The organism is Nostoc sp. NMS4 (assembly GCF_017115095.1).
Lineage (GTDB): Bacteria > Cyanobacteriota > Cyanobacteriia > Cyanobacteriales > Nostocaceae > Nostoc.
In genome coordinates, this window is sequence record NZ_JABXKI010000062.1 from 1 (window position 1) to 7,805 (window position 7,805).

6 protein-coding genes are annotated in these 7,805 nt (G+C 41.3%); 2 read left to right on the plus strand and 4 right to left on the minus strand.

The features are described 5' to 3' along the window. Together HWQ37_RS03090 and HWQ37_RS03095 are read right to left on the minus strand one after the other, a co-directional pair. The coding region (locus tag HWQ37_RS03090) for an aldo/keto reductase (RefSeq protein WP_292743613.1) at positions 1–275 on the minus strand (275 nt) is incomplete at its 3' end. Positions 276–516: 241 nt separating this feature from the next. Continuing rightward, complete coding sequence (locus tag HWQ37_RS03095; protein WP_292743614.1) at positions 517–1,974, minus strand: carotenoid oxygenase family protein; 1,458 nt, start codon at positions 1,972–1,974, stop codon at positions 517–519. 455 nt (positions 1,975–2,429) lie between these two features. Here HWQ37_RS03095 and HWQ37_RS03100 point away from each other — a divergent pair, with 455 nt between their 5' ends. Next, positions 2,430–3,986 (plus strand): YcjF family protein, encoded by a 1,557-nt coding sequence (locus tag HWQ37_RS03100; protein WP_292743617.1) that lies wholly within the window; start codon positions 2,430–2,432, stop codon positions 3,984–3,986. Positions 3,987–4,326: 340 nt separating this feature from the next. Here the strand turns inward: HWQ37_RS03100 and HWQ37_RS03105 are convergent, their stop codons facing one another. After that, positions 4,327–5,022 carry a PEP-CTERM sorting domain-containing protein gene (locus HWQ37_RS03105; RefSeq protein ID WP_292743619.1) on the minus strand — a complete coding sequence of 232 codons (696 nt, stop codon included), beginning with the start codon at positions 5,020–5,022 and terminating at the stop codon, positions 4,327–4,329. A gap of 523 nt (positions 5,023–5,545) precedes the next feature. Here HWQ37_RS03105 and HWQ37_RS03110 point away from each other — a divergent pair. After that, entirely contained in the window at positions 5,546–7,297 is a 1,752-nt protein-coding gene (locus HWQ37_RS03110; RefSeq protein ID WP_292743620.1) for a serine/threonine-protein kinase, read from the plus strand. A gap of 58 nt (positions 7,298–7,355) precedes the next feature. On the opposite strand, the gene HWQ37_RS03115 is transcribed toward HWQ37_RS03110, so the two are convergent. Beyond that, positions 7,356–7,667 carry an SDR family NAD(P)-dependent oxidoreductase gene (locus HWQ37_RS03115; protein WP_363318085.1) on the minus strand — a complete coding sequence of 104 codons (312 nt, stop codon included), beginning with the start codon at positions 7,665–7,667 and terminating at the stop codon, positions 7,356–7,358. Positions 7,668–7,805: the final 138 nt, after the last annotated feature.

The following is a 7,805-nucleotide window of genomic DNA, read 5'->3' on the forward strand; positions in this document are numbered from 1 at the left end:
CCAACCTTAGTTGCAATCACCACTTGGTCACGATTACCGCGCTGCTTGAGCCATTTTCCTAAAATTTCCTCAGACTCTCCACCTTGATTTCCCGGAACCCACTTGGAATAAACATCAGCTGTGTCAATAAAATTACCTCCAGCCGCGATAAAACTATCTAAAATCTCAAATGAACTATTTTCATCAATTGTCCAGCCAAATACGTTGCCACCAAAAGATAGTGGTGATACTTCTAGTACAGAACGTCCAAGTTTACGCCTTTGTGTAATAGCCATGAGTTTTTTTTAATTCAAATTAAAAATACAGTATAGTTGAGAACTACTATAAGCTAATTGATAAACCGTAGTTTGAGAAACAAACGTTAGATTATCATAAAAAATCATTTCAAATCAAGTTTTCTTATCGTTGAACGTTTTAGCAATTATCAAAGATTAGATTGAGGGAGATGAGGGAGAAGTTGCAGTAAATTTTACCTTCTGACCCTCTGTCTCCTGTCCGCAGTCCCTAGTCAACTTATCAAGCTGGGTTCCAAGTGCCGTGGAAGCTATGGGGAATGACGCTAGGTAATCCTAGTTTGCAAACGGGTTCTGCATCCAGGCGATCGCTATCAAATACCCAAACTTCACTACTATGAGAATTACCATCGTATACAACGGTTATCACCCAGCCTTGCTCAGGGTTTTGGGCATCTTGGGCGGGGATGGGTTCTGAAGGATAGCGGTTTTCTCCTAAGTCTGCTTCGGTGAGGGTTTCGGTTTTGTAGTCGAAGCGAGCGATCGCACCAAAGGTTTCTTTTTCTCTATCCCCTCTTTGGGGCATTAATGATACGTAAGTATAGCGCGAAGGTTGCCCAACTTGCGATCGCTGCACTACAGGAAATTCACATTTGCGGTTGACAACTTCTTGTATTGCTGTCACTTTAGCAGTTTGAGGATTGAGGCGCACTTGCCACAATGTTCCTTTATTTATTGTGTGCGTCTCACCACTTACGAATTCTCGGAGATACTCATTAGTTTGCTGAAAATCTTCATATCGCACCATGTCCAGAATCACGGAACCGTCTTCATCTTCATAACCATTGCCAAAATGCCAATTAAACCAAGGATCGGTTTCACCACGACTCACTAAGGATAAGTTTTCTCGATCGAAGATTAACACTTGGGTTTCTAATTGAGGTTCCCACAATAGAGATTCACTAAAGGTAGTCATACCTAGCATCAATGACAGCATTTTCATCCGTAGTGGTGGCATGAAAAACACCAAATACCTTTGAGTTAAAACAAAATCATGCATTATTGAGTAACGATCTAGCTTAAAAGCAGTTTTTTGGATAATTTTGCCAGTGGCATCGCTTTTGTAGAGATTCAGTTGTACAGAACTTCCAATGCTGACTCCAAAGTTAAAAATCTCGCCTGTTTGTGAATCTCGCTTGTAATGAGCCGAATAAGGTAATCCATTATCCAAAGCACCTAAATCATCTAATCCCTTCGTTTCTAAGGTTTGCAAATCAAGGCTGTATGGATTGTTTGCTTCCCATAAAGCCAATAGTTTATCAGGTAAAGCCAACACTGAGGTATTCGCTGCATTTTTGATCTGTTGACCCCAGCGCTTCCAGATGGGGCCTGGTGGATGCATCCCATAAACACCATAAAGAAACCTATCCGCTTGAGTTTCAGCTAGATATTCTGCTGTTTGCACATAGCGATAAACTCCGGTAACTCCTGCATCTGTGAAATGAACGCCGAGAATTGCCCCATCCCCATCAAACCAGTGTCCCACGCGTTGGCGTAGCCCGTCGCAGACATCGCCACCGCGTTCTAGCCGTGCGGGGCCATTGCGGTAAAGAGTGCCACGCAAGCCATCTGGGACTTGACCAGAAATGATTGACAGTTGAGTAAGAGGAAATTCTTTTGCTGGTTCTGCGATCGCACCAGCCCACGATTTACTTGTTGACTTTTTGCTAATAGTCTGCATATTAGGATTCCTGGAAACATTGATAATGTAGACAATTGCATTCTTACATTGTTGCAATTTTTTAAAGATGTAAAAAATGCAGTGAGCGTTATTAGTTAATCAACAAAGCCCAATACCCAATACCAATGCCCAATGCCCAATTCCGAATGGCACTAAGAAAACCCCAAAAACCTGTGTAGCCTCGTTCCCAGCCTCCAGGCTGGGAATGTATTCCGAGAGGCTCCGCCTCTAGTCAAGAAAGAGGAGGCGGAGCCTCCCAGAATGGGGGTTCCCAGCCTGGAGGCTGGGAACCAGTCAGACCAGTCAGGGCAAGGGCTGTATCTTAACTTAGTGCCATTCCCCCAATCCCCAATCCCCAATGCCCCCTGCCTCCCAATACTACTCTGGTAAAAAATGCTGAAACTATTAAGATGAGAAGCATCTGCCTACTAAATACTTACTAATCTTTCCCAGCCATGCCTTTGTCACGCATAGTAACGCTGATTGTCGGTCTGATCGTCATTTTGGGGCTAGCCCTATGGCTAATTGATTCCCTATCACGCCTCTATTGGCAATTGTCCTATTCGCCGTTGCTAGGCAATTTGTTGCTATTATTGCTGATTCTCCTGATTGGAGCTTTGGTTGCCGCTTTTGTCTATTATGTATTGGTGATTCAATCTGGGGAAAAGCGATCGCGTCGCAACCCGAAGCGAGTGACTGCGGCGCAAATTCCGGCTGGCAAATCTGATGCGGCTTCTACAACTTTACAGGCTGTGCGGCAACAAGTAGGGCAAATTCAAGATGAAGTAGCACGTCAGGCTTTATTAAGTCGATCGAGAGAGATTGAAGCCAATCTAGCGCGGGGTGAAATTCAAGTAGTGGTATTTGGTACGGGGAGTGCTGGCAAAACTTCCCTAGTTAATGCGATTATGGGACGCATGGTCGGTCAGGTGGATGCACCGATGGGTACAACTCAGGTTGGAGAAACCTATTGTCTGCGGTTGAAGGGATTGGAACGCAAGATTTTAATTACAGATACGCCGGGGATTTTAGAAGCAGGGGTGGCGGGAACGGAACGGGAACAAATGGCGCGAGAACTGGCGACAGAAGCAGATTTACTGTTGTTTGTGGTAGATAATGATTTACGACGCTCAGAATATGAGCCGTTGCGGGGGTTGGCAGAAATTGGGAAGCGATCGCTCCTAGTTCTCAACAAAACTGATTTATATACAGATGAAGATAAAGAATCTATCCTCGCTAGATTGCGTCAACGGGTACGGGGATTTATTGCTACTAATGATGTGGTAGCGATCGCTGCTAATCCCCAATCTGCACAATTAGAAACTGGCGAAACCTTCCAACCAGAACCCGATATAGTTCCTTTGCTGCGGCGCACGGCTGCTGTTTTACGCGCTGAAGGTGAAGATTTGGTGGCGGATAACATTCTTTTGCAATCTTTGCGATTGGGAGACGAGGCGCGAAAACTCATCGATGGCCAGCGTCGCCGTCAAGCTGACAAAATCGTAGAACGGTTTCAATGGATTGGTGCTGGTGTGGTATCAGTTACGCCGATACCAGTTGTAGATTTATTAGCGACAGCCGCAGTTAATGCTCAAATGGTTGTGGAAATTGGCAGAGTCTACGGCTGTGAATTAAATATGGAACGGGGACGAGAATTAGCTCTTTCTTTAGCGAAAACCATCGCTAGTTTGGGCATTGTCAAAGGAGCAATTGAATTATTATCTACAGCTTTGCAACTCAATGTTGCCACCTTTATTATTGGTAGGGCGATTCAAGGCGTGACAGCAGCTTATTTAACGCGAATTGCTGGTAAAAGTTTTGTTGAATATTTTCGTCATGACCAAGATTGGGGTGATGGGGGAATGACAGAAGTTGTGCAGCGACAGTTTCAGATTAATCGCCGAGATGAATTTATTAAAGCTTTTATTCAAGAAGCGATCGCACGGGTAGTGAAGCCGTTACAAGATAAATCTGAAGCGATAGAGGAAGAAGAAAGCAGAGAGGAATCTTGAAATCTGCTGGATATTTTCTGTTGAAAAAGAATTCAGAATTCTCTTCGATAAATTGGTGTAAAAAATGCTGTTACAAACAAGAGCATTGAAGCTTTTCTGAGAAAAAATACTTTGTCGGATAGGCAAAAAATTAAATCAGCCTATACACTTAGAGACGCTTTTCATTTGCGCTTTAGATGTGATTTTAATCGAATTATTACCCCCCTTATAAAGCTACGGTGTATACACAAGTAGAATTACCCCCCTTAATCCCCCCGATGTATTGGGGGGAAACCGGAAAATCTAGTTCCCTCCCCTTTGCAAGGGGAGGGTTAGGGTGGGGTAAAACATATTTGATACATCAATCATGACTTTTCAAACATTCTCTTAGCCACCAGCCTCCAATACCAGCAAGCATTATTCCGCCAAGGGCGCTAGGTTCAGGAACAGGGGTTGAATTGGTATTGACCACAAGTTTAGCAAACGCTTGACCACCACTTTCAGAAAAAAGATATTCCTCAGTAAGATCCCCTTGAAGCGCACCGCCAACTGAGAAAAAATTTCCCTTTCTGGCGTTAATATCTGCAATGGCGTTGGAGTTGAGAGCAAAACTCAAAATTTCGCTTGAATCGCCAGAAGTAGTAACTTTAAAATTTCCATAGTTTTTACCACTTCCCAAATCATTATAAATAGTATTATTGGGACTATTAATTTTCTGACTCAACACATTAGGAGGTGTTGAAACATCAAAAAAACCTAGAGTCTCTGTTGGATTTCCTGAACCCACAAATCGTTGAATTTGCAAGGTGGCTGAAGAAACTCCTACTAGATTGCCAAGATCGAATTTAAAATAGTTACGTAAATCTGTTCCGCGTATATTTCCAGTTACGTAGTTGATATTATCGTTAGAATTAGGGCCATTCAGTCCATCTTCAGCAGCCCACCAACCTTGATCTGATGCTGTCTCAGTAAAAGTTGCTGCTTGGGCTGTATTCAGCGTTCCTAATCCGAACCCAACAATAGCAGACGCGATCGCTAATCTATAAAACCTTTTCATTGGATATCTCTTTAAATTAGAACCTGTTTAGCTGAAACTCACAAAGCTAGTACCGCAAGGTGTAATTCGTAATTCGTAATTCGTAATTCGTAAAGACTAGTAATGAAAAATTAAATTACTAGGCTAGTATTCTATTGACATTGTTAGCTTTGTATTAGTTTTACAAAGTATTTACGCAAATATAGTATATGTAATATTTAAAAAAGTTGTGATTTGTTCAGGATGAATATATAAAATTCATATAAACTTTATAGAATCTTTATTAATTGGTGGCGGTTTATAAGTTGAAACTACATGAAAATAGTGGTTTCGGCTATTTTTTGCGTCAATTTTCTTCTTAAAGAAGTTAGAAATCTTGTTAGATTTTGCTATTAATTTTGGAATAAATTAAGTGAAAATACTGAAATAAATCCATTTTGCATTTCAGTAACAAAGGTTCGAGATAATGTATTTTTCAAGGAATCCGGAAACAGGAGGGAATGTCAGAAAAACTAGATAAAAGGACTTACTGAGTAACCAGGTCATGACCCACCACATAATCGGTAAATTACTACAAGGGCGTTACCAAATTGTCCAAAGCCTCGGTGCAGGGGTGTTTGGACAAACATACATTGCTGTAGACGTAGATTATCCAGAAAATCCCAAGTGCGTTATTAAGCAGATTAAAGTTAGCAGTTCTGAACCTGGCTACTTGGAGATGCTGAGATTACTGTTTCTGACTGAAACCGAAACCCTCAAACTTCTGGGAAGCCATGACCAAATTCCTGAATTTATTGCTTGCTTTGAAGAAAACGAGCGATTTTATTTAGTGCAAGAGTGTATTGAAGGACATGCGCTGACTGCGGAATTGCCCATCGATCAATATTTCGGGTGTTTGTGGAGTGAAAGCGAAGTTGTAGAATTTCTGATAGATGTCTTAGGTATTCTAGAATTTGTTCACTCTCAAGGCGTGATCCATTGCGATATCAAACCGGAAAACTTGATCAGACGTAATAGCGATCGCAAGCTAGTTATGATTGACTTTGGCTCAATCCAGTCCATCGATTTTGGCATAGGTGCAGAATTGCCCATTTATAGAATTCCCGTCACTTCACTGGGATATATACCGCCAGAGCAATTTATTGGTCAAACACAGCCAAATAGTGATATTTATGCTTTGGGTATGATTGCGATCCAGGCTTTAACAGGGCTAGAACCACTACAATTAAAAACCGATCCTTCTACTAATGAAATTTTTTGGCGTTCTCAAAACACGCCAGTTAACGATTATCTAGCCGCTATTCTCAGCCAAATGATCCGCTATAATTACCAAGACCGCTTTCAGTCTGCGGGTGAGGTGCTGCGGGTACTCAAACAAATAATCTGGGAAACTCAGCCATCAGAAACATTAGAGAAAGATTCTCAATTTTCTCTAGAAGTAGCGAAAAATCCTGCATCTGGAAAATTATCGCCGTTATTCACGGGAATGAAAGTAGGATTGGCAGCTAATTCTTTATTGATGGGATTTGGTGTATATTCTTTAGTGAATACTCCACCTGCATACTCAGAAACAGATACTTTATATAAAGCAACAAAAGAATATCAAGCAGGAGATTTAGAAGAAGCGATCGCACTTGCTAAATCAATCCCCTCCCACAGCAGTGTTTATCCAGAAGCACAAGCTACAATTGAAGAATGGCAAGAGCAATGGCAAGTAGCTGCACAGCAATACGAAATCGCACAACTAGCTTTTCATGAGAGCAGATGGTCAGATGTTCTTCATGCTGCTGCTAAAGTTCCCAAGATTTTATATTGGCAATCTAAAACAGATAAAATAGTTCAGAAAGCATCTGTCAATATTGAAGCACAGACGCAAGATTTATTAGCAAAAGCTTACGAAAAAGCTGCTGAAAAGGATTTTTCTGCCGCATTACAATATCTGCGTCAAATTCCTCAAGAAAGTCATGCAGGTGCTTTAGTTCAAGACAAGTTAGCTGAATATAATCGAAAGCGGCAGATTAGAGCAGCCTACTTTTTACAGAAGGCCTATAAAAAAGCATCTATTGGTGATTTCGATCGCGCTGTAAAGTTTCTCAAAAATATTCCCCAAGATACTCTAGTTTATGCTCAAGCTCAAGTCAAATTGAATGAGTATACTCAAAAACAACGTGTACTAACTGACAATCAAAAGATCGCTTCTGCAAAAAGAACAAATTTATTTGCCCCGAAAAACTTAACTACTAAGGTTGAATATCTTCAAGGAGTAAATTACCTGCAAGAAGTTAATATCCGCTAACTTTAGTAATTCGTAATGACGCTCTTGTTAGCTTGCTTACCCTGTAGCCCTCTAGTTTTTACCAAGGAACCACACCGTTTTCATCAAAAAACCCTCCGCTAGAACCATCATCAGGTAAAGTAGCGAGTCTTACTGCTGCGTAGGCGTAGCCCCCCGCAGGGATCGCACCCTGCTCAACAGTGCGATATCCTTGGTATTGATTAATGTCAGTTGCGGTAAAACCAGGATCGGCAGAATTTATTTTAATTGGGGTATCTTTAAGTTCGGCAGCCAATAAAACTGTGATTGCATTCACTGCTGTCTTTGATGAATTATAAGCAATAAGCTTATAATCAGCGAATTCAAAATTTGGATCGGAGTTCTGAGTCAGAGAACCTAAACCACTTGATAAATTAACTTATCCAATACCTTTGTTTGCACCTGTGATCAGTGCAACTTTGCCTTTTAAATCTTCTGACATATTACTTCTCTACTTTGATAAACACTGACAAATGTTACTATCTTCGAG